We start from the raw sequence: 21373 nt of genomic DNA on the forward strand, positions 1-21373 counted from the left end.
CCGGTTGCCAGCACTGACAACTCCGGCGTAAGATAGTTTACAGCGGAGACGGGTTTATGACCATTCAAGCGGAGCTGGCCGGGGAATTAACGCAGCGCCAGCTGGACATCGTCCGCATCGTTGGCGAGCAGGGCTATGCGACGATCGATGCGCTCGCCCATCGCTTCACGGTCTCGGCGCAGTCCATCCGCCGCGACATCATCCAGCTCGACCGCATGCGCCTGCTGCAGCGCTTCCATGGCGGCGCAGGTCCGAGCGAGACCACCGTCAGGCTGGGATATCTCGAGAAGAGCATCCGGGCCGCTGATGCGAAGGCACGGATCGGCAAGGCGGCTGCAGCGCTCGTCCCCGATGGCGCCTCGGTCTTCCTCGATGTCGGGACGACGGTCGAGGCGGTGGCGCGGGCCCTGCGCGGACGGGTCGGCTTGCGCGTCTTCACCTCGAGCCTTGCGGCAGCGACCATCCTCGCGGGCGAAAGCGAACTTCAGCTCCATGTCTTCGCGGGCACCGCCCGCGGCGCCGATGGCTCGCTTGCAGGCGCTGCGACGATCGCCGGCATCTCGGCGGTTCGTTTCGACCTCGCCTTTCTCGGCTATTCCGGCTTTGACGACGACGGCACCGTCATGGATTTCGATCTTGAGAAGATCGCTGTGAAACAGGCTGCGCTACGCCGGGCCGACACAGCGATCGCCGTCGGCGACCACTCGAAGTTCGAGCGCCGGGCCATTGCCCATGTGGCGCCTTTGCGTCAGCTGACGAGGCTGGTCAGCGATGCCCAGCCGCCGGCCGAGCTCTCCGAGCAGATCTCAGCTGCAGGTCTCGACCTGCTGGTCGCCAACTGACGCTTCGATCGACACCGGAGCGCAGGCTCCACAACGACAGAGGATGCCGCCCGCCGCGCCAGGCAGGATGTGCCAAGGCTGAGCAGCTGAGCGCTACCGCGCGAAGACCGACCAGCCCGTCGCCTCGGTCAGGCGTTCCAGCGCCAGCGTGCCGAGCAGGGAATTGCCGTTGGCGTTGAGGCCGGGCGACCAGACCGCAATTGCGGCCTTTCCAGGCGCAATCGCCAGGATGCCGCCGCCGACGCCCGACTTGCCGGGCAGCCCGACCCGGAAGGCGAAGTCGCCGGAGGCGTCGTAATGGCCGCAGGTCAGCATCAGCGCGTTGATGCGCCGAGCCCGCTGCGCCGAGACCACTCGCGCTCCGCCTGGCGCGTAGAACCCGCCATGCATCAGGAAGCGCCCGGCCATGGCGAGCTGCCGGCAATTCATGGCGATGGCGCATTGATGGAAATAGACGCCGAGCGTCAATTCCGGCGCATGAATGATGTTGCCGAAGGCCTTCATGTAGTTGGCGAGCGCGATATTGCGGAAGCCGGTCGTCTGTTCGGCCCGTGCCACGGTTTCGTCGATGATGATGCTGTCGTCATCGGCGAGGTAGCGCATGAAGCGCAGCAGCTCGCCGATCGCAACGCGCGGCTCATGGCCGGCGAGGTTGATGTCGGCGACGACGAGCGCGCCGGCATTGATGAAGGGATTGCGCGGCACGCCGTGCTCGCGTTCGAGCTGCACGATCGAGTTGAACGGCGTGCCCGAGGGCTCGCGCCCGACGCGGCGCCAGAGCGTATCACCGACCTTGCCGAGCGCCTGGGTCAGGGCGAAGACCTTCGAGACGCTCTGGATCGAGAAGGCTTCCTCGCTGTCGCCGGCGGCATGGATTTCGCCATCCGACGTCACGACACAGAGCCCGAAACGGCGCGGATCGATGCGGGCGAGCGGCGGGATATAGGTCGCGACCTGGCCGCGCTCTTCGGCGCCGCGCATCTCGTCGGCAATGTCGCGGACGAGCCGCCCGATATCCGTCACGCCCATGATCCCGGCTGTTGCACCTGTCAGGCAAGCCAGAGGCCGAGCGGAGGGTCAAGCCTCACCGAACCACCCGAAAGCGCTTTGCCCCCCCCTCATCGCGGCCTCGCAATGACCGAAGGCGCTTCGAGCGGGCGACGGCTGCGAGAGAGGAGGCGCCTGGTTTTAGCTCGGGCGCCCCTGTACCGATCCCGATCAGGCTGTCAGATGACGCGATCCTCGGCCAGCAGCTCCTTCCGGGCCTTGGCCATAACCTTGCGCGCCTCGTCGTCGACCACGGGGAACTGCGGATCGAGCCTTTCCAGCCGGTCGACGATCGTCGCCGCGACGATCAGCCGGGTGAACCATTTGTTGTCGGCGGGCACGACATGCCAGGGCGCGTGCTTGCTCGCCGTCTCGGCGATCGCGTCCTGGTAGGCGCCCTGATAGTCGTCCCAATGCTTGCGCTCGGCGAGATCGCCCGCATCGAACTTCCAGTGCTTATCGGGCTCGTCGATCCGCGCCAGCAGGCGCCGGCGCTGTTCGTCCTTCGACAGGTTGAGGAAGAACTTCAGGACGACCGTGCCGTTGCGGGCCAGATGCTTCTCGAAATCGCGGATGCTCTCGAAGCGGTCGCGCCAGACGTTCTTGCCGATCAGCTTGGGCGGCAGGCCCTGCTTACGCAGCAGCTCCTCATGCACGCGCACGACCAGCACTTCCTCGTAATAGGAGCGGTTGAAGATGCCGATCTCGCCGCGCTCCGGCAGCGCGCAGGTGGTCCGCCAGAGGAAGTCGTGGCGCAGCTCCAGCGAGCTCGGCGCCTTGAAGGAGGTAACCTCGCAGCCCTGCGGATTGACACCGGACATCACGTGCTCGATCGTCCCGTCCTTGCCGGCGGTGTCGATCGCCTGCAGCACGATCAGCACCGACCAGCGCTTTTCCGCGAACAGCCGCTCCTGCAGATCGCGCAGGCGCTTGACGCCGGTCTGCAGCAGCTCGCTCGCGCCGTTCTTGTCGAGGTCGAGGCCGCAGGTCTCGCCGGGGTCGAAATGCTTCAGCTTGAAGTCATCGCCATCCGTGACCCTGAAGCGCTTGACCATCTCGTCCGGCAGCATGCCTGGCATCCTCTCGCAGAAAGACCTCTGTTCAATCTGTCGCCCCGTGGCCGATTGTCCAGCCTTGCGGCTGCGTTCAGACAATCAGCTCCGCTACCGGCAGCCGGGCTCGCACTGCCGCGGGTGCCCCCGCGGCGAGGCCGAGCCTGAAGACGTTGACGAGGCGGCGACCTTTGGGAACGCCGTGTCGCTCAATAAGTTGCCTATTGCTCGCCGGCCGATCGGCCAGCACCGAGACCGGACAGGCGGCGAGCCCCTGCGCCGTCATCGCCAGCCAGGCCCGGTAGAAGGCGCGCCCGGTCACGAGCGGGTCCTCGCCTTCAGGTCGATGGAAGAGCGCGAGGGCAGAGTTCGCGAACTTGCCTCGCTCGCTCGCCAGCGTCGCGGCGAGCCCGAGGCGGCGTAGCAAGGGAAACAACGGGCCGAGCACAAATCTGGTCCCGAAGGCAACGACGCCCGACATCGCCATGGCCTCGGCGCTGAGCCCGTCGCGTTCATAGGACGGATCGCTGCGCGACAACCGCATCCAGTGCAGCAGTTCGGCGCGATGGGCGTCGTCGCAGAGGAAATGGAGACCGGCCTCGTCGGCGAGGCGCGCGATCGCGTCGATGCTGTCCGTGTCGCGGACCAGCTGCACATCGCCGGCCAGGGCGGAGAACATGGAGAGCGCCGCCTCGCCGGGCTGATCGAACGGCCGGAAGCCACCACGCCAGCTCGCCCGGGCCGAGACGAAATCCGCCAGCCCATCAGCCTGGCCGCCCGCCGCGATCGCGATGCGCGCGACCGGCTGCAAGCCACCGGAAGCTCCCGGCTCACCCACGGGCTCGACCTCCGCGATCCTCAGTCCGCGCCGGCCGAGCGCCAGCGAAAGCCCCTCGATCGCCGCGCCATGCGAGAGCCGTACATCGTGCCCGGACGGATCGGCCGCTGGCAGGCGCCGCATGGTGGCCTCCACCAAGAGCAGTGTGTCTTCGTTGACCAGCCGCCAGCGCGTCGGCTGGATGTTGTGGACGCTTGGCGCCAGCCGGACCTCGGCGAGCAATTCTTCGAGCAAGGCGCGGTCGAGCATGGTCGTCAGCCCCGCAGACTTTTGGCGAAGAGGTGCAGCCGGTGCAGCGGCTTCGCCCCCGCCTTCTCGGCTTGCCGCAGGCTCGGCCCGTTGACGTTGGCGATCCAGGTGCCGCCGAGTTCGTCATAGCCGGCGGCTTTCAGCGCGCTCGTCACCTTGTAGAGCATGGCGCCGTTGAGCCCGCGATTATGGAAGGCGCGGCTGACCGACTGGTAGACGATGACGGCGCGCCGGTTGGTCCAGCGATGCCAGAGGAACCGAAAAGGGAAGCTCGGGCCGATCCGTCCGCCGGTCGCCTTCACCAGCGGGTTGAGATCGGGAATCGCGATGATCGCCCCGACCGGCTCGCCCTTATGGTGCACCACGGTCGAGATGCGCTTGTCGATCACCCACATCATGTCGCCGGCCTGGAAGCGATATTCCTCCGCCGTCGGCGGCACGAACATCGGGTTGGCGTCGAAGCCGTCATTCAGGATGAGCCGCGATCCCTCCAGTCGCTCCGCAAAATGCCGGCGGTCGATCGGCATCCAGCGATAATCGGGATCGGCGAGGATCGCCTTTTGCTTGTCGCCGAGCAGCCCGGCAGGATCGACATCGGCCAGCGCGATCCGGAAGGTCGTCATCGGGAAGGTGGGGGCGTAGCCATTCGCTTCGAGCAGCCGCGCGATATGCGGCGGGCTGTAGAGCATGTCGGTGAAGGGCGCGTTTTCGAAGCCGCCGGTGACGACGCCGACCTGCTGCATCGCCGTCAGGTTGAAGTTGCCGACGAGCTCCGCCATGCCGCGCTCGCGCGCCCAATTCTCGGCAGCGCCGAGCAGGGCCGCAGCGATCTCGGGGTCATCGGCGCAGTCGAAATAGCCGAACTGCGCCCGGGCCGTGCCATGGCGCGCATTCGAAGCGTCATGGATCGTCGCGACGATGCGTCCGAGCGGCCGCCCGTCGCGCACCGCCGTGAACAGCTCGAAGCGGCCATGCCCGTCCCTGACCAGCGGATTGCGCTTGGGATCGAGCATGCGATCGAAATCGGACCACATCGGCGGCACATAGGGAGTGTCCGCTGGATAAACCTGCGCGGTGACGGCGAAGGCGGCCTTGCGGTCGTTGCTGGTGATCTCGATCATGCCGGGACCTTGCTCGGTGCGCTCGCCAGCAGCCGGCGCACCAGCACCAGCGCCGTCTCGGTGGCGGGATCGGCCGAGACCACCGGAACGGTGACCAGCAGCAGATCGAGCGGCTCCTCGCCGAGCACGAGCAGATGGCTGGCGGAATGGGCCGCCATCAAGGCCGCGAGCCGCTCCGCCGCAGGGTCGGCCGGCGGCCAGGGCCAGTTCCGGCCGGAGGCGTGGAGCACGCCGATCTCGCGCAGTGCCGGCTTCAGGATGGCCGGGTCGTAATCGGCGAGCTCGGCCTCACTGAGGCGGTGGGCGTTGCTGAACAGCGGATGCCCGGCGAGCTGGGCGATCAACGCCTCGCGTGTCTCGGCGCGCGAGCGGGCGAGCGAGCCCAGCACGCCCGGCGCAGCCGCATCGAAAGAGCTCGACAGCGCATCGACCGAAAGCGCGATCGCGAGCACGCCCGCGAGCGTCACTGCGCAGAGCCTGACGCCATGGGCGAGATCGGCGCCGGGGTTGACGTGCGCCGCAGCGACGCCGAGCAGCAGTGCCGCAGAGACGCGCAGGCCGAGCAGGTAGAAGCCCTGCCGCCGCGTCGGCGCCGCGCCACCGGTCACGAGCACGATCGAGACCAGCAGCAATGCCCCGACACCACCGAGCCGTACCGGCATGTCGGGCATCAGCCCCCGGAAATCGCTGAGCGCGAAAGGCAGTATCAGGAAGGCGCAGAGCCCCAGGCGCCAGACGCTGGTGTTCTCCGCCTCGGTCAGCGAGGCCGGGTCGCGCCGGAACAGCAGTACACCGCAGAAGGCGACCGTCAGGAACTGAAAACCGGCCAGCGCCAGATCATAGGCCCAGGGGTGATCGGCGAGGCCGACGAGGCTGCCGAGCACGAGCAGACCGGAGCCGGCGAGGACGGCGATCTTGCCGGCGCGCGGCGCATGCCGGCGCAGCATGCCCTCGGTGACGATCAACGCGCCCAGCGGGAACAAAGCGGCGCAGGACAGCGCCAGCCGCTCCAGCAGGACGCTGCCGCTCCACCAGCTCAGGCCACGCAGCAGGAAGAGCGCGGCGACGAGCCCCATCGCCACGAGGAAGCGCGTCGTCAACGCCCCGCGCGGATCGCGCCGGCGCAAGGTCAGCATGGCGACGGCGAGCCCCAGCGCGCCGCAGATGTCGACGATGGAATCGGCGACCAGGGCAGGGTTGGCGAAGCCGCCATTCATGGCCCGGCCACCATCTTGCCCAGCGCCCGCACCACGAACGGCTTCAGAAGTGCCGCAACCGGCGCAGGCAGCGGCCGTTCCACCGCCGGCCGGTAGGGGTTGAAGAACCAGCCGCGGCAATCGGTGCCGGTGCGCCTGCCCAGCACGAGCGCGATCGCCTCATAGGCCATCATCATGCCGGTGGTGATCACCATGGGCGCGAAGGACATGCGGCTGCGCCGCCCGGCGGCGACCTCGCCGGCAATAGCGAGGTCGACATGATGGCGCGAGCGCGAATGCAACATGACATGCGTCACCTCGCACAGCATCGCCGCGCGCTTGTCGTCGTCGCTGAGCGTGCGCCAGTCCTTGCCGAGCGTCGGGAAGCCGAGCCGTTCCTCCGGGCGCGGATCCTCCGGCCGGACCACGATCACCGAGGGGAGCGGCGCCATATAGGCATCGATCACGCTGGCGCCAGCCGCTTTGGCCGTGCGGTAGAGATGCAGGCCCGCGGCGATGTCGTCCATGCCGTTGACGATCACCTTGCAGCGCCCCGCGATCTCCGGCAGGCACTCCGCCCATTGCGCGCCGAGCACCTCGATCTCGATCTCCGGATTGATCGCGCGCGCCGCCTCGGCGGCAGCTTCCGCCTTGGGCAGGCCGACCGTGCCGGCATTGGCGAAGACCTGCCGGTTCAGGTTCGAGATCTCGAAGACGTCGATGTCGGCGATGACGAAACGGCCGACCCCGGCCCTGACCAGCGCCATGAAGGCGGCCCCGCCCATGCCGCCGACGCCGCAGACGAAGACCGTCGCCTGCCGCAGCCTTGCCTGCTCAGTCTCGCTGACGAAGCCGATATTGCGGGTGGTGAAGAGCTCGTAGCTGAATCCGGGAATCATGGCTTCGTCCTCGCGGCGCGTGGACGCAATGTGCCGAAACGCCTGCCATCGTCGAGCCAGTGCAGCAAGGGCAGCACCAGCCTCTGCAGCAGCAGAAAAGCCGAGGCCCCGATGAGGCCAGGCAAGGACGAGCGGGGGACCTGCCCAAGCAGGTAGCGCCGCGCCGCCGCCAGATCCATGCGGCCGAGCTGCAGCACGTCGTCGCCGCGCTCATAGTCGAGCGTCTCCCGGCAGAACGCGTTGTAGCGAGCATCACGATGCTGGGCGGCCTGCTCGAAACTCTTCTTCAGATCGTCGGAGCCGCCGGTATAGGCGTCGATGATCACCGAACGGGATTCCTCGAAGCCGGCTTCCTCGCCCACGCCGAAGACGTGGCGGTGCCCGCGCATGATCTGCCGGGCGAGGGTCAGATGCGCGAAGCTTTGACGGCTGCCGGCATCCGGCGAGGGATAGACGTCGGAGAAGGTCTCGCAGACCATGCCGACCACGCTCGGCACCTGCGTCACGTTCGAGATCCAGCGCGGCCTGAGGCCCCCGCGCACGAACAGCACCAGCACGGTCAGGCCGTAGAGCACCCAGGAGAGCCCGCGCCCGCGCACCTCGGGATCGACCATGACGAGGCCGAGATGCGTGACCTGCTCCGGCTCACCGTTCAGCTGGAGCTGCATCTGCGCCAGGGCGTTGAAGGCGACCGGGCGCCCGGTCGCCGTCTCGCTGATCAAGGTGACGATGCTCTGGCTCAGGCGCTCGCGCTCGCCGGAGAAAACGCCATAGGTCAGCGCGCCCTGCGCCAGCGTTCGCCCTGCCACGGTGCGGAGCTGCTCGACCAGCGCCGCGAGCTCGGCATCGTCCAGCACAATGCCCGGCCGCTCGATGATCCGCGTCGTCAGACCGGGCGCAGTCGCGAGCGTAAGGTCGAGCGTCGGCCGCCGCAGCGCCTTCAGCCAGAAGCCGAGCATCAGGCCACCGCCGGGGCGGGGGCCTGGCTACGCTCCTTCACCAGCCTGGAGATGCCGGCGAAGTCGAGCTTGCCGGAGCCGAGCACTGGCACGGCCGGCACCACCATCACCTCGGCCGGGATCATCAGGTCGGCGGCGCCCTTGCTCTTGGCGAAGGCCTGGAAGGCGGCGCGCGTCGCGTCCTTCTGCTGCGTCACCAGCACCAGCCGCTCGCCCTTGCGGGCATCGGGCAGGCTGGCGACGCCGGAGAGCACGCCCGGCCAGCATTCGGCGGCGAGCGCCTCGACTGCGGCGAGCGAAACCATCTCGCCGGCGATCTTGGCGAAGCGCTTGGCGCGGCCCTTGATCGTGACGAAGCCGTCCTTGTCGATCACGACGATGTCGCCGGTGTCGTGCCAGCCCTCGGGCGGCGGCTCGAGCACGCCGGGGTTCTCCGATTTGAGATAGCCCAGCATGATGTTCGGCCCGCTCACATGCAGCCGCCCGCCCTCCTCGACGCCGGGCATCGGCTCGAGCCTGGCCTCCATGCCGGGCATGATCCGGCCGACCGTGCCGAAGCGGTTGAACATCGGCGTGTTCAGGGCCAGCACCGGCGCGGTCTCGGTGACGCCGTAGCCTTCGAGGATGCGCAGGCCGAACTTCTCCATATAGGTCCGCCGCGTCGTGTCCTTCACCGGCTCGGCGCCGGCGACGATGTAGCGCAGCGAGCGCAGATCGTAGGGGTGCGCGGCGCGGGCATAACCGGTCAGGAAGGTGTCGGTGCCGAACAGGATGGTGGCGTTGCAGCCATAGACCAGCTCCGGCACCATCCGGTAGTGCAGCGGCGACGGGTAGAGATAGACCGGCACGCCCGAGACCAGCGGCAGGACGAGCCCCGCCGTCAGGCCGAAGGAATGGAAGACCGGCAGCACGTTGAAGACCTTGTCGCGCCGGCCGAAATCGATCCGGGCCGCGGCCTGCGCCGCATTGGCCAGCATGTTTCGGTGCGAGAGCACCACGCCCTTGGGCGCCCCTTCCGAGCCCGAGGTGAACAGGATCGCGGCGCGATCCGAACCCTTGGCCTCTTCGATCGGCGTGCCATGGCGCCAGAGCGCCTTGAGCTTGTCGCCAGTCGAGACGGTGGCGCGGATGTCCTCAAGGTAGACGATCGCGACCTCCCCCGAGAGCGCCTCGATCAATGGCCCCATCCGGCCCTTCTCGACGAAGGCGCGCGAGGTGACGATGGTCTTCACTTCAGCCGCCTTGCAGGCCGCGGCGATATTGCTCGCGCCGGCGGTGAAGTTGATCATCGCCGGCACGCGCGCCGCCGACATCAGGCCGAGCAGCGTCACCGCCGCACCATTGGCGTTGGGCAGCATCACGCCGATCGCCTCGCCCTTGCCGGCCAGCGGCATCAGCTTGCGGCCGAGCACCTCGGCGCCGATCAGCAGGCGCTTATAGGTCAGGCTTCCGGTGATCGGGTCCTCGACCGCGACGCGGCCCTTGCCGTTGACCACAGCCGCTTCCGCCACCGCCGAAAAGACGCTGCGGTCGATGTCGGTGGTCTTGAAGATCAGGTCGGACATGATCTGGTAGAGTGCCGCACCTGCCGCCTGGCGCCGCGGCTTGCCCTTCAGTTCTTCCGGCACGGTCAGCGAGACCGGCTCCAGCACGGTGACGCGCACCTTGGGGAACCAGCGCCGGCGCACCTGCTCGCGGGTCAGCCGCGAGAAGATCGTTGCCTCCAGCCCCTCGATCCGCACCGGCACGATCGGCGCGCCCGACTTCTCGGCGATCATGCCGACGCCGTCATAGACCTTCATCAGGCTGCCGGTGACGGTGAGGCGCCCCTCGGGGAAGATCACCAGGCTCTCGCCGTTCTTCACGGCGTTGATCAGCGAGCGCGTCGCCAATGGGCGCGACGGATCGAGCGGCATGGCGCGCGTCAGCTTCAGGAAGGGCTTCACCCACCAGCGCTGGGCGATGCCGTGGTCGATGGCGAAGACCGGCTCCTTGTCGAGGATCGAGAGCGCCAGCGCCGCATCGAGGAAGGAGACGTGGTTCAGCGCGATGATGGCGTTGTCGCCGGCCTTGGCGATGTTCTCGCGGCCGGTGACCTCGACCCGGTAGAAGGCGCGGAACAGGATCGACAGGAAGTCGCTGAGCGGATTGGTCGGCAGCGTCCGCAGGATCCAGAAGGACGCCGCGATGGTGAGCACGCCGATCAGCAGAAAGAGATGGCTGAGCGTCAGGCCCGCCGCCTGCAGCAGCGCGACGACGACGGCGCCGGCGACCATGAAGGCGGCCGAGAGCACGTTGACCGCGGCGACGATGCGGGCGCGTTTGTCGGCCGGGGCCCAGGCTTGCGCCGCCGCGAAGGACGGCACGACGAAGACGCCGCCGGCGATGGCGAGGCCGGCGAGATCGATGCCGACGCGCCAGGCGGAGGGGCCGGCGAAGAAGGCGCCGATATCCTGCGCCGGCTGATGCGCGACGATGCCCGAGACCGCCCAGCCGAGATCGAGCGCGAACAGGCCCATTACCACGCCGGCGACCGGCACCGGCAAGAGCACGATGCGCCCGCTCGACAGGAAGGAGCCGATGCCGGAGCCGACCGCGATCGCGATGGCGAAGATGCCGAGATAGGTCGAGACGACCATCTCGGTGCCGCCCATGCCGTTCTTCACCAGCGACGGCAGGAGCGACATCACCACCGCGCCGATCAGCCAGAACAGCGAGACCATGACGCCGGTGCGCCACAGCCTTGCCTCGCCCCACAGATCCCTGAGCAGGTCGCGGGTCGAGCGCAGGATGTTGCGGTCGATCACGAGATCGGGCGCCGACGGACCGGTCTTCGGGATGAACAGCGTCGCGACCCAGCAGGCCAGCGCGAAGACCAGGATCAGCAGGCTGAGCTGGGCGGCATCGCCCCCTTCACGCGCCGTCAAGCCGCCGGCAATGGTGCCGAGCAGGATGGCGATGAAGGTCGCGCCCTCGATCAGGGCGTTGCCGGCAGGCAACTCCTCGGGCTTCAGATGGTCGGGCAGGATGCCGTATTTGATCGGCCCGAACAGCGCCGCGATCACCCCGAACAGGCCGAGCGCGACGAACAGCACTGGCACGGAATGCAAGGTGAAGCCGAGGACCGCGACCGCGGCTGCGCCGATCTCCGCGAGCTTCAGCCGCTGCGCCACCACCGCCTTGTCGAAGCGGTCGGCCATCTGGCCGCCGACGCCCGAGAGCAGGAAGAAGGGCGCGATGAAGAGCCCGCCCGCCAGCGTCACCAGCGCTTCGCCATGCGAGCCGGCGAGCTTGTAGAGAATGATGAAGACCAGCGCGTTCTTGAGAAAGTTGTCGTTGAAAGCGGAAAAGAACTGCGCCCAGAATAGCGGGGCGAAGCGCCGCTTCAGCATCAGTGTGTCGATCATGGCGATCTCACGGGAAGGGATGGTGAGGTTGCATCGGCCGGGCTTTAGCAACTCTTGCCTGCGCCGGCCGATCTCGATTTGCGGTTAAGCGGGACTTGCGGGCTGAGCGGCAAGCCTCACAGAGCCGGCTTGCCGACATCCATCAGCAGGCGCTCGGTACGGGCATCCTCGATCCGGTTCACCAGCTTCGACGCCTCGTGCATGTCGCGCACCGTCTTGGTCATGGTGATGCAGGACTGGACGAGCATGACGCAGCCCATGGCGAGATAGCCCTTCGCCCACCAGTCGAGCGGCAGGAACAGGATGCCGGCGCCGACCATGGTCGCGGCGGCGAGGAAGGAGGCGTAGGTGAAGCTGACCCAAGCGCCGCTATGGGGCTGTGCAGTCTGGTTCATCGTTATTCTCACTTCGGGTGTGTTTGCAGAGGAATGAGGTCAATTCGCCTGGAGCTGGCGGCCGCGCAGCCGCTCCAGCACGTCTTCGGCGGTGGTCCGCAGCCTGGGGCCGAAGCCCTTGGCGGCGAGCTTTTCGGTGACGGAAGCCGCGGCCGCGCCGTCGAGCTCGTCGAGCGCGGTCTCGGCGGCCTCCGCTTCAACCTGGCGCTCGCGCAGGCGCCTCAGCGTCTGCTCGGCTTCGGCAAGCGTCGAGTCATGGGCGGGGCCGGTTTCGATCCGGCCCTGGCGCATCTGGCGAACCGCCTCCGAGGCGCGGGCGAGGCGCCGGCCGCGGTCGAGTTCGGCGATGCGCGCCTGAGCCTGGCCGACGTGGCGGCGCAGGCGGACAATCTCGGCGGCGAACAGCGCCTGTGCACCCGCCGCCGCATCGCGGTCGGCCTCCAGGGCGGCGATCGCCTCGGCGCCCTCGCGGGCTAGGGCGTCGTCGCCGGCAGTGAGCGCGGCAGTGACGCGGTTCTCCAGATCGGCGATGCGGGCATGGCTCGCGGCCAGCCGCTCGCTCTCCTTTCGGTCCTGCGCGATCGCCACCGCGAGCGCCTTCTTGGCGCGCTCGAAAGCGCCGGCGGCGTCGCGCATCTGCTGGTCGAGGATGAGGAGCGCGTTGCGATCGGCGAAGCGCTCCTCGGCAATGGCGGCGCTGCCGCGAACGAAGGTAAGAAACATCTTGAACATTGACGCTTCCTTGCTATGAACGTTGTTCACGAAGCGATGTATACCCAACCCTTGAACGGCGTTCAAGAGAAATCTTGAACATCGTTCATGAAATTTGAGACCGATGGAAATGACCACGACGGCAGAGCGCCGCGAGCGGCAACGCACCCAGTTGATCGACGCGGCAGAGAAGGCGATCGCCGAGAAAGGCCTGGCCGGCCTGAAGGCCCGCGAGCTGGCGCAGGAAATCGGCTGCGCGCTCGGCGCGATCTACAACCTCGTCGCGGATATGGACGAACTCGTCCTGCGCGTCGGCTCGCGCACCCTGGCACGGCTCGATGCGGCGCTGAACGCGGCCGAGGGGGAGGACACGCCGGCCTCCGCGGATGCCGCCGCCGACAGGCTGGTCGCGGTCGCCCTCGCCTATTGCGCTTTCGCCCGCGACAATCTGCAGCTCTGGCGCGTCCTGTTCGAGCACCGCATGGCCGAGGGCGCGACCGTGCCGGATTGGGCGGTGAGCGATCAGATGACGCTGTTCCGCCACATCCTCGAGCCGCTCGGCCTGCTGGTGCCCGAGCGCGGCGAGGCGGAACTCGTGCTGATGGGCCGGACCCTGTTCTCGGCCGTGCACGGCGTCGTCGCGATCGGCCTGGAGGAGAAGCTGATCGCCGTCCCCCGCCGCGATCTCGACCGCCAGATCGAGGGCTTGGTCCGCCTCGTCTGCCGGGGGCTCACTGCCCCGGCCTGAGGCTGGCGAGCGACAGCCGGATCGCCAGGCCCGCCGCGCTGATGACATGATCGGCACTGAAGGTTCGGGCATATCGGATCCGGCCTCCCGAAAGGACAGCAGCATGACCACTACCCGCAGCCTCCTGGCGGGCGCCGCCCTCTTCGCCACGTTCGGCCTCGCCGGCTTCGCGGTCGCGCAGGGCCATCAGGGCCATGGCAGCCATGGCGCGACGACGCCTGCCGCCGCCAATATGGCCGCGACGCAGGGCTACAAGGCCGCCAACGACAGGATGCACAAGGAGATGGCCATCGCCTTCAGCGGCGATGCCGACGTCGATTTCGCCCGCGGCATGATCCCGCATCATCAGGGCGCCGTCGACATGGCCAAGGTCGTGCTCGCCCACGGCAAGGATCCCGAATTGCGCAAGCTCGCCGAAGGCGTGATCGCCGAGCAGGAGAAGGAGATCGCCTTCCTGCGTGACTGGCTGAAGAAGCGCGGCAAGTAGTCTGCAAGCCCGCGCGGGATCAGCTGCGATCCCAGCGCGGGTTTCGCGCCGGTGGCTTGCCCTGCGGGGCAGGCGCTGGCAGAGAGGCGCTTGAAGGCTTCTTCTCTCGCCGTCCGGCCGCTCGCGGATTCCATGAAGAAATATCTGGACTATCTCTGGCCGCTGATCGGCCTCGTCGCCGTGATCTGGTCGGTCGACCTGCTCTGGGACAAGCTCAAGACTGAGGCCCTGACCAACGAGGCCGTCGCGGCCCAGCTCGAACAGGCCGGCCTCTGGGATGCGGTCAAGATCGTCGCCACCGGCATCGGCCAGAAGATCGCGCTGATCCCGCCCGCCGCCTTCTTCCATGCCGGCCTGGCGACGCTCGTCGCCTATGCCGCGCTCGCCTGGTACGACCGGATCGCGCTTTTGCACCTGCACCGCGAGAAGGGCATCTCCTGGGCCTATATCTCGCTCTGCTCCTTCGTCACCTATGCGCTCTCGCACAATATCGGCGCCTCGGTCTTCTCCGGCGGCATGGTGCGCTACCGCGCCTATCACGCGAAGGGATTGACCGCCGCCGAGATCGCAGTGCTGGTGGCGCTCTGCTCCTTCACCTTCGCCTTCGGCACCATCCTGCTCATGGGCCTCGTGCTGATCGGCGAGCCGCAGATCCTGCGACCGCTGCACCGGCTCTCCGACTGGTTCGGCATCGGCGACAAGCAGGCCCGCCTGATCGGCTTCGGCTTGCTCGCCTTCTGCGTGCTCTACACCATCGGCGCCTGGCTGCGCTTCAAGCCGCTCAAGATCGGCTCGTTCGAGCTGGTCTATCCGCGCCTGCCGATCGTCGCCCGACAATATCTCGCCGCACCGCTTGAGCTGATGGGCGCCGCCGGCATCATCTATTTCGCCCTGCCAGAGCAAGGCAATCCCGGCTTCTTCATCGTGCTCGGCGCCTTCCTGATCTCGTTCTCGGCCGGCCTGCTCAGCCAGGTGCCGGGCGGGGTCGGCGTGATGGAGGCGGTGTTCCTGGCGGTGATGCCGGGCGTGCCGGCCCCGGCGGTCTTTGCAGCATTGCTGGTCTGGCGGATGTTCTACCTGATCATCCCGCTGGTGATCTCGCTGCCGATCGTGCTGGCCTTCGAGCGCGACCAGTTGCGCAAGGCCCTGGCCCACGAGACGCAGATGAAGGCGCAGGAGCAGGCAGCAGCCAAGGCTGCCGCTCTGCACATCGACAAGCCGGAATGACGCTCAGCGCTTGAGCGCGATCGCCGCCGCCCCGAACATCAGAAGGCTGCCGATCGCCTCAGCCGGTCCGAACGGCTCGCCGAGCGCGATCACGCCTGCCGCCACGGCCACCGCCGGGCTGATGAACGCGTAGAGGCCGGCCCGGAAGGCGCCCCAGTCGCGCACCAGCCTGAGATAGATGGTGAAGCCGATCAGCGAGCCGCCGATCACCAGCACGGCCAGCGCCGGCAGCACCGGCCAAGAGAGCAGCGCGCCGAAATGCGCCGGCGTGACGGTTTCCAACAGGCCCGACATCAGGCAGAGCCCGAAGCCGCCGATCAGCGTCTGCCAGCCGGCAAGCGTCAGCGTGGGGGTGCGGCCCATCACCGGCCGCGACCAGACCGCGCCGAAGCAGTAGAGCAGCGTGCCGCCGGCAACCGCCGCCAGCCCCCAGAGCTCGAGCGGCCCGCCCTTGGCCGTCGCGAGGCCGCCGAGCGCCCGCGTCGAGAACAGGAAGCCGAGCCCGATCGCCCCCAGCCCGATCGCCGCGAGCTTGCGCCCGCCGACCGCATGGCCCTCGATCAGGTAGCTGGCGATGATGGTGAAGATCGGTATGGTCGCGAAGTTGACGATCGCCGCGAGCCCGGTCGGCGCCTGCGCAGTGCCCCAGAACAGCAAGGTGTAGTTGCCAGTGTTGAGCAGCAGCGCGGTCATGACGACGCGCGGCCAGGCTGCAGCCGGCACCCGCAACACATCCTTGCCGGCCCAGGCCAGCATCAGCGCGCCGGCGATGACGAAGCGTGACGCCGCCAGGAAGACCGGTGGCACATATTGCGCGCCGACCTTGATCGGCAGCCATGTCAGCCCCCAGACAAGGCACATAAGGGCGAAGAGGGCGGCATTGCGGGACATGAGACAGCGCTTAACGCGGGTGGCGGGAAGGACCAATGCCGGCCCGGCATGCGGCCCTGGCGTCGATGGAGGGCACCTCCCTCATCCTCTGGCCAACGCCGATGCCGCACTCTATTATAAGAGAATCGAGGGTATGATGATGGACGATCTCGCGTCAAGATTGGCTGAGCGGCTGCGCGGCGAGCGCGAGGCACGCGGCTGGAGCCTGAACGATCTCGCCGAGCGCTCAGGCGTCTCGCGCGCCATGATCAGCCGGATCGAGCGTGGCGAGGCAAGCCCGACCGCAGTGCTGCTCGGCCGGCTCTCCGGGGCCTTCGGCCTGACCCTGTCGAACCTGCTGGCACGGATTGAAAATGCCGGTGAGCGCGTGCGCCGTGCCAAGGACCAGCCGCTCTGGCGCGATCCGGAGACCGGCTTCGTCCGCCGCGCCATCTCGCCAGCCGGCAATGGCGATCTCGAACTGGTCGCCGGGGAGCTGCCGCCCGGCGCGGCGATTGCCTATCCTGCCAGCTCCTACGCCTTCATCCGCCAGCAAATCTGGATGCAGTCGGGCGTGCTCGACTTCGACGAGGGCGGCATCGTCACCCGGCTCGAAGCGGGCGACTGCCTGGAGCTCGGCCCGCCCGCCGATTGCCGCTTCAGCAATCCCGGCACCGAGCCGGCGCGCTATCTCGTGGTGGTGAGCCGGCGCTGAGCGCCGTCACACGCTCCCGACCGTCCTGAGCTTCGCCCGAGGGTGGATCTCGCTCTGCGACAGCACCGGCGTCTCGCGGCGGAAGCGCTCGATGATCTGGCGCACGAACGGCCGCGCCATGCCTGAGGTGACCAAAGCCGGCATCTCGCCGAGCCGGGCCGCATCCTCGAACTTCTCGCGCACCTGATGGACGAAGTCCTGCAGCCGCGAGGGCTGCATGGCGAGGTGCCGGTCCTCGCCCTGGCCGACGATCGATTCGGCGAAGACGCTTTCCCAGGCCGGCGACATGGTGATGATCGGCAATTGGCCGTGCTGGTTGGAGAATTGCGCGCAGATTTGGCGGGCGAGGCGCACGCGGACATGCTCGGCGATGTCGCGCGGATTACGGATGCTGCCGGCGACCTCGGCGATGCCCTCGACGATGGTGGCGAGGTCGCGGATCGAGATGCGCTCGGAGAGCAGCAATTGCAGCACGCGCTGGATGCCGGTGGTCGAGATCTGTTGCGGCACGATCTCCTTGACGAGATCGGCGTGGTCCTTCGGCAGTTCGCGCAGCAGCTTCTGCACCTCGCCATGCGAGAGCAGTTCCGGCATATGCGACTTCAGCACCTCGGTGAGATGGGTCGAGATCACCGTCGCCGCATCGACCACGGTGTAGCCGCGCAATTGCGCCTCGTCCTGAAGCGCCCCGTCGATCCAGGTCGCAGGCAGGCCGAAAGTCGGCTCCAGCACATTGTGACCGGGCAGCGTCACGCTGCCGCCCATCGGGTCCATCGCCATGTACTGGCCGGGATAGACCATGCCGTGACCGGCATCGATCTCCTTGATCTTGATGAAGTAGTGGTTGGCCTCGAGCTGGACGTTGTCGACGATGCGCACCGCCGGCATGACGAAGCCGAGCTCGGCCGCGAGCTGGCGCCGCAGCGCCCGAACCTGGTCGGTCAAGCGGTCGGCGCCGCCCGGCGCGTTGACGAGCGGCAGCAGGCCGTAGCCGATCTCGATCTTGAGCTCGTCGAGCTTGAGCAGGTCGTTCAGCGTCTCTTCCTTCGCCGTGCCGTCGGCCGCCGTCGGCGAAGCGCCCGGCGCGCCCTGCACCGCCGCCTCCGCCTCGCGGGCCTTGGCGAGCTTGCCGAAATGCCGCGCCAGCCAGCCCGAGCCGGCGGCAAGGACGAGGAAGGGCAGCATCGGGATGCCAGGCAGGATCGCGATCAGCAGCATCACCGCCGCCGACATGCCGAGCGCCTTGGGATAGCCCGAGAGCTGCTTGCCGAGCGCCTTGTCGGCGGCGCCGCGCACGCCCGATTTCGAGACGAGCAGGCCGGCCGCGGTCGAGACGATCAGCGCCGGGATCTGGCTGACGAGACCGTCGCCGACGGTGAGCAGGGTGTAGCTGTGCGCCGCGGCGCCGAAGCTCATGCCTTGCTGCGCCACGCCGATGATGATGCCGCCGATCACGTTGATGAAGGTGATCAGGAGGCCGGCGATCGCGTCGCCGCGCACGAACTTGGAGGCACCGTCCATCGAGCCGAAGAAGTTGGCTTCGTCCTCCAGCGCCTTGCGCCTGACCTTGGCGACCTCCTGGTCGATCAGCCCGGCCGAGAGGTCGGCGTCGATCGCCATCTGCTTGCCGGGCAAGGCATCGAGGGCAAAGCGCGCCGCGACTTCGGCGATACGGCCCGAACCCTTGGTGATGACGACGAAGTTGACGATGATCAGGATGGTGAAGACGATCACCCCGATCACGAAATTGCCACTCATCACGAAATTGCCGAAGGCCTCGATGACGTGGCCGGCAGCGGCGGTGCCCTCATGGCCATGGGCGAGGATGAGGCGCGTCGAGGCGAGGTTGAGCGCGAGGCGCAGCATCGTCACGATCAGCAGCACGGTCGGGAAGGCCGAGAACTCCAGCGGCTCCTCGATGAAGAGCGCCGTCATCAGGACGAGCACCGAGAGGATGATCGAGAGCGCCAGCAGCATGTCGAGCAGGACGGCCGGCAGCGGGAAGATCAGCACCACGAGGATGCCCATCACGCCGATGGCGAGGAACAGGTCCGGCCGGTTGAGCAGCGTGCTCATCTGGCCGCGCGTCGGCATCGTCATGCCGCCGCTGCTGCCCGCCGTCACATCGCTCATCGACCGAAAACTCCCACGCGTCGTCCGTCGCCGGACGGCTGCCGTACCCGGCAATTCTTGCCGAGCGCATGGTTAACGAGTGGTTAGGAAGGCGGAAAAAATCCCGTCTGGAACCTTTCCCTGAACGGACTGTTATCGAATGGCCGCCTTGCGGCCGCATTCGGCCACCCAACTGCGGAGGGGTCGACGACATCGGCAGTTGGCCGAAGCATTCTGGAGGAAATCTTGGATAGACGTTCATTCATGCTGAGCCTTTTCGGCGGTCTCGCCGCCGCCAGCGTCGGTGGCATGGGCATCGCGCAGGCCGCGACGGCCGCTCCTGCGGCCGCCCCGCTGCCGAGCGCGGACGACCTCGCCCCGGAGCTGAAGGCTGGCCTCGACAAGGCCGATGCCGATTTCAGCCAGGTCGTCGTCCGCGACCGTGTCGTCGTCCGCCGGCCCCGTGCCTATCGCCGCCCGGTCGTCGTTCGCCGCACCGTCGTGGTACGCCGGCCCAGGCCTTACCGCCGGCCCGTCGTCGTGCGCCGTCGCGTGATCTACCGCTGAGAACAAGCACAATCGACAGGCGGCCTGCGTGCCGCCTGTTGCCTTTGAAGCGGCGCCAAGACCGTCTGTCGAAGGGAAAGCCTTTTGAACGAAGGACGCGAACGCCCAGGCGAGATCGTCACCGACATTCCGGCCCGGCTGGACCGGTTGCCCTGGTCGCGATTCCACACGCTCGTCGTCGTCGCGCTCGGCATCACTTGGATTCTCGACGGGCTCGAAGTGACGCTCGCCGGAGCCGTCTCCGGCGCGCTCAAGGAAAGCCCGGTCCTGCGGTTCACCAATACCGAGGTCGGCATGGCCGGCGCCGCCTATCTCGCCGGCGCGGTCATCGGCGCCGTCTTCTTCGGCTGGCTCACCGACCGGCTCGGCCGCAAGAAGCTCTTCACCATCACCGTGCTGGTCTATCTCTCAGCTACCGCCGCCACCGCCTTTTCCTGGAACCTGTGGAGCTTCCTGCTCTTCCGTTTCCTGACCGGCATGGGCATCGGCGGCGAATACACAGCGATCAACTCGGCCATCCAGGAGCTCGTGCCGGCGCGCGTGCGCGGCTGGACCGATCTCGTCATCAACGGCTCTTTCTGGGTCGGTGCCGCGATTGGTGGCGTCGCCGCGATCATCGTGCTCGATCCGGCTTTCGTGTCGCCGGACATGGGTTGGCGCCTCGCCTTCTTCATCGGCGCCGTGCTCGGGCTGATCATCATGTTCCTAAGGCAATGGATTCCGGAGAGCCCGCGCTGGCTGATGAGCCATGGCCGCATCGCCGAGGCCGAGCGCATCGTCGCCCACATCGAATCCTTCTCGCCGCCGCAGCCGGCCGCAAAGCTGCCGACGCTCACCATACGTCCGCGCCCGACGACGCCGATGAGCGAGGTCGCCCATACGCTCTTCGTCACGCATAGGCCACGCACGCTGGTGGCGCTGGCGCTGATGTCCTCGCAAGCCTTTTTCTACAACGCGATCTTCTTCACCTACGCCCTGGTACTGACCGACTTCTACGCGGTCCCGTCCAATCTGATCGGCTGGTTCATCCTGCCCTTCGCCGCCGGCAATTTCCTCGGACCGCTGCTGCTCGGCCGGCTCTTCGACACGCTCGGCCGGCGCCCGATGATCGCGGGAACCTATATCCTGTCCGGCGTCCTGCTCGCCGGGACCGGCTTCCTGTTCGCGCGCGAGATGGTCAGCGCCAGCCAGCTCACCATCTGCTGGAGCATCGTCTTCTTCTTCGCATCCGCGGCGGCGAGTTCGGCGTATCTGACCGTGAGCGAAACCTATCCGCTCGAGATTCGGGCGCTGGCGATCGCGGTGTTCTATTCGCTCGGCACCGGGCTCGGCGGCGTCGCCGGCCCCTGGCTGTTCGGCATCCTGATCGACAGCGGCTCGCGCATGAGCGTGTTCGGCGGCTATCTGTTCGGCGCCGTGCTGATGATCGCAGCCGGCCTGATCGCCTGGTTCTTCGCGGTGAAGGCGGAACGCCGCTCGCTGGAGGACATCAGCAAGCCGCTGGGAGCGGTTTGAGAATGAGGCGGACCTTGATGGAGCGATTGCGCCTCAAACCGTCACAACAAGCTAACGGCCGGACTCCCGCGCCGTCGGCCCTTTGTCAACCATCGTCGCAATGCGAACGTGACGATAGGTCAGCAAAGGGAATAGAGTGAGGCTCGTGGGAACGCGGCGCCTGGATCGAACCAACTGGAGGCATGAACATGGATCGACGTTCATTCGTGATGGCGCTCTTCGGCGGTCTCGCCGCGGCCAGCGTCGGCGGCATCGCCGCTTCGGAAGCCGCGCAGCCCAAGCTCGCCCCCCTTCCGGCCAGGAAGCCGGAAGAGCTGCCTGAGAGCCCGTCCCGAAAGGGTTGAGCGACTGGGGCACTCGTGATTCCAAGGGGTTGTTCAGGCCATCTTGGAGCGAGCGATGTGGACCCCAGCCAC

20 protein-coding genes are annotated in these 21373 nt (G+C 67.6%); 8 read left to right on the top strand and 12 right to left on the bottom strand.

Annotation, left to right across the window (positions count from 1 at the left end; all coding sequences use genetic code 11):
* Positions 1-56: 56 nt before the first annotated feature.
* The gene (locus tag ACFPOB_RS01300) at positions 57-842 is read left to right on the top strand and encodes a DeoR/GlpR family DNA-binding transcription regulator (RefSeq protein ID WP_377795271.1); all 786 of its coding nucleotides are present in this window, start codon (positions 57-59) and stop codon (positions 840-842) included.
* 93 nt (positions 843-935) lie between these two features.
* Here ACFPOB_RS01300 and ACFPOB_RS01305 read toward each other — a convergent pair whose 3' ends face one another.
* From ACFPOB_RS01305 to ACFPOB_RS01350, 10 genes are all read right to left on the bottom strand, one after another.
* The gene (locus ACFPOB_RS01305; protein WP_377795273.1) at positions 936-1865 is read right to left on the bottom strand and encodes a glutaminase; all 930 of its coding nucleotides are present in this window, start codon (positions 1863-1865) and stop codon (positions 936-938) included.
* Between the two features lie 203 nt (positions 1866-2068).
* Complete coding sequence (locus ACFPOB_RS01310; RefSeq protein ID WP_377795275.1) at positions 2069-2959, bottom strand: polyphosphate kinase 2 family protein; 891 nt, start codon at positions 2957-2959, stop codon at positions 2069-2071.
* Positions 2960-3035: 76 nt separating this feature from the next.
* Positions 3036-4028, bottom strand: a complete 993-nt coding sequence (locus tag ACFPOB_RS01315) for a hypothetical protein (protein ID WP_377795277.1) — start codon at positions 4026-4028, stop codon at positions 3036-3038.
* Positions 4029-4033: 5 nt separating this feature from the next.
* Complete coding sequence (locus ACFPOB_RS01320) at positions 4034-5149, bottom strand: GNAT family N-acetyltransferase (RefSeq protein WP_377795279.1); 1116 nt, start codon at positions 5147-5149, stop codon at positions 4034-4036.
* Entirely contained in the window at positions 5146-6366 is a 1221-nt protein-coding gene (locus tag ACFPOB_RS01325; protein ID WP_377795282.1) for a hypothetical protein, read from the bottom strand. The genes ACFPOB_RS01320 and ACFPOB_RS01325 overlap by 4 nt, the downstream gene beginning before the upstream one ends.
* A complete protein-coding gene (locus tag ACFPOB_RS01330) occupies positions 6363-7244 on the bottom strand; it encodes a ThiF family adenylyltransferase (RefSeq protein ID WP_377795284.1) in 882 nt (293 codons plus the stop codon). The genes ACFPOB_RS01325 and ACFPOB_RS01330 overlap by 4 nt, the downstream gene beginning before the upstream one ends.
* Positions 7241-8203 carry a hypothetical protein gene (locus ACFPOB_RS01335; protein WP_377795286.1) on the bottom strand — a complete coding sequence of 321 codons (963 nt, stop codon included), beginning with the start codon at positions 8201-8203 and terminating at the stop codon, positions 7241-7243. Before ACFPOB_RS01335 ends, ACFPOB_RS01330 begins: the two co-directional genes overlap by 4 nt.
* Positions 8203-11610 carry an acyl-[ACP]--phospholipid O-acyltransferase gene (locus ACFPOB_RS01340; RefSeq protein ID WP_377795288.1) on the bottom strand — a complete coding sequence of 1136 codons (3408 nt, stop codon included), beginning with the start codon at positions 11608-11610 and terminating at the stop codon, positions 8203-8205. Before ACFPOB_RS01340 ends, ACFPOB_RS01335 begins: the two co-directional genes overlap by 1 nt.
* A gap of 116 nt (positions 11611-11726) precedes the next feature.
* The gene (locus ACFPOB_RS01345) at positions 11727-12005 is read right to left on the bottom strand and encodes a YiaA/YiaB family inner membrane protein (RefSeq protein WP_377795290.1); all 279 of its coding nucleotides are present in this window, start codon (positions 12003-12005) and stop codon (positions 11727-11729) included.
* A 39-nt stretch (positions 12006-12044) separates the two neighbouring features.
* Entirely contained in the window at positions 12045-12737 is a 693-nt protein-coding gene (locus ACFPOB_RS01350) for a PspA/IM30 family protein (RefSeq protein WP_377795292.1), read from the bottom strand.
* Positions 12738-12846: 109 nt separating this feature from the next.
* Here ACFPOB_RS01350 and ACFPOB_RS01355 point away from each other — a divergent pair, with 109 nt between their 5' ends.
* The 3 genes from ACFPOB_RS01355 to ACFPOB_RS01365 all read left to right on the top strand — a co-directional run bounded on the left by ACFPOB_RS01355 (position 12847) and on the right by ACFPOB_RS01365 (position 15178).
* Positions 12847-13464, top strand: coding sequence for a TetR/AcrR family transcriptional regulator (locus ACFPOB_RS01355; RefSeq protein WP_377795294.1), 618 nt, complete (start codon positions 12847-12849; stop codon positions 13462-13464).
* 103 nt (positions 13465-13567) lie between these two features.
* Entirely contained in the window at positions 13568-13951 is a 384-nt protein-coding gene (gene copM / locus ACFPOB_RS01360; RefSeq protein ID WP_377795296.1) for a CopM family metallochaperone, read from the top strand.
* A 132-nt stretch (positions 13952-14083) separates the two neighbouring features.
* Entirely contained in the window at positions 14084-15178 is a 1095-nt protein-coding gene (locus ACFPOB_RS01365) for a lysylphosphatidylglycerol synthase transmembrane domain-containing protein (RefSeq protein WP_377795298.1), read from the top strand.
* 3 nt (positions 15179-15181) lie between these two features.
* Here ACFPOB_RS01365 and ACFPOB_RS01370 read toward each other — a convergent pair whose 3' ends face one another.
* The gene (locus ACFPOB_RS01370; protein WP_377795300.1) at positions 15182-16069 is read right to left on the bottom strand and encodes a DMT family transporter; all 888 of its coding nucleotides are present in this window, start codon (positions 16067-16069) and stop codon (positions 15182-15184) included.
* Positions 16070-16208: 139 nt separating this feature from the next.
* Between ACFPOB_RS01370 and ACFPOB_RS01375 the strand changes: the two genes are divergently transcribed.
* Positions 16209-16763: a helix-turn-helix domain-containing protein gene (locus tag ACFPOB_RS01375; protein ID WP_465248445.1), complete on the top strand. Its 555-nt coding sequence runs from the start codon at positions 16209-16211 to the stop codon at positions 16761-16763.
* 6 nt (positions 16764-16769) lie between these two features.
* Here the strand turns inward: ACFPOB_RS01375 and flhA are convergent, their stop codons facing one another.
* Positions 16770-18896: a flagellar biosynthesis protein FlhA gene (gene flhA, locus ACFPOB_RS01380; RefSeq protein WP_377795304.1), complete on the bottom strand. Its 2127-nt coding sequence runs from the start codon at positions 18894-18896 to the stop codon at positions 16770-16772.
* A gap of 243 nt (positions 18897-19139) precedes the next feature.
* On the opposite strand from flhA, the gene ACFPOB_RS01385 reads away from it, so the two are divergent.
* The 3 genes from ACFPOB_RS01385 to ACFPOB_RS01395 all read left to right on the top strand — a co-directional run bounded on the left by ACFPOB_RS01385 (position 19140) and on the right by ACFPOB_RS01395 (position 21301).
* Positions 19140-19442, top strand: coding sequence for a hypothetical protein (locus ACFPOB_RS01385; RefSeq protein WP_377795306.1), 303 nt, complete (start codon positions 19140-19142; stop codon positions 19440-19442).
* A gap of 84 nt (positions 19443-19526) precedes the next feature.
* Complete coding sequence (locus ACFPOB_RS01390) at positions 19527-20957, top strand: MFS transporter (RefSeq protein ID WP_377795308.1); 1431 nt, start codon at positions 19527-19529, stop codon at positions 20955-20957.
* Positions 20958-21145: 188 nt separating this feature from the next.
* Positions 21146-21301 carry a hypothetical protein gene (locus ACFPOB_RS01395; RefSeq protein WP_377795310.1) on the top strand — a complete coding sequence of 52 codons (156 nt, stop codon included), beginning with the start codon at positions 21146-21148 and terminating at the stop codon, positions 21299-21301.
* Positions 21302-21373: the final 72 nt, after the last annotated feature.

Origin of the sequence: Allobosea eneae (assembly GCF_042657265.1) — a bacterium.
GTDB classification, from domain to species: domain Bacteria; phylum Pseudomonadota; class Alphaproteobacteria; order Rhizobiales; family Beijerinckiaceae; genus Allobosea; species Allobosea eneae.